The 980-nt window shown below is 50.2% G+C and carries 1 pseudogene; it reads right to left on the bottom strand.

The features are described from left to right. Window positions 1–582: 582 nt before the first annotated feature. Window positions 583–980, bottom strand: a pseudogene (locus DEO48_RS23860) (MFS transporter); the annotation flags it as partial.

Below are 980 nucleotides of genomic sequence, written 5' to 3'. Positions count from 1 at the left end.
GCGAGTAGCGCAGCTTGGTAGCGCAACTGGTTTGGGACCAGTGGGTCGGAGGTTCGAATCCTCTCTCGCCGACCAATTTTGAACCCCGCTTCGGCGGGGTTTTTTGTTTTCTGCGGCTTCTCATCCCTGTAGTCATTCTCCGACAGCGTCCTTTTTCTTTGTCGCAATACAGCGACATACAACTCATTGAAATTTAAATAAAAAAAAATTTATGGGTTTTACTGTCTTCTCCTGGCGACATATTCCTGCCTTTTCCCGATACGTTGTAGCGCCTAAAACGGCACTTAGCAGCATAATTTCCTTTTATCTTAAAATGTTGCGTCATGTAAAAGTTATGGGTGTTATGTTGGCACGTTACGTGCAATAATATGCGTGTAGATGCTCATTCCATCTCTTATGTTCGCCTCAGTGCCTCATAAACTCAGGAATGACGCAGAGCCATTTACGGTGCTTATCGTCCACTGACAGATGTCGCTTCGGCCTCATCAGACACCATGGACACAACGTTGAGTGAAGCACCAAATATGTTGTCTTACAGACCTGTTTTAACGCCTGCTTTTATAGCAGGCGTTTTTTTATGCCTTATTCCCGATACAAGCGCATGATCAGGGCAACCATCAGCAGGGCCGATGCAGAGACAGCATAGAGCGCCTGTACTGAGCCAAACCCTGAAGCCACCGCCGCTGCAATGCCGGTGAAAAGAGAGGCGCTGAGCGTTTGCCAGCGCCAGGCTTTACCGCTGGCCGAAGCGGTTTGCGTGAGAGGAAAACTACTGAGTACGCCAAACGTGCCCGCAGCGAAGAGAACATTCGAGGCCAGATGCGCGATAAAGATCATCCCCAGCGCACATACCGTCCACCCGGACAAAAGCGGCAGAATGCCGTAAGCGGTCAGAAAGATGCTCAGGCAAACGATTATTCGCGGCGTGTGGGCCGCAACGCGCGTCAGGCTCTCTTTTTTTAGCAGCAGGGGGCCACAAA

The sequence above is a fragment of the Enterobacter sp. CGMCC 5087 genome, from assembly GCF_003144775.1.
Taxonomy (GTDB): domain Bacteria; phylum Pseudomonadota; class Gammaproteobacteria; order Enterobacterales; family Enterobacteriaceae; genus Enterobacter; species Enterobacter cloacae_M.
Note: the sequence above shows the minus strand (reverse complement) of the source record. Positions and strands in the feature narration are given on the sequence as shown.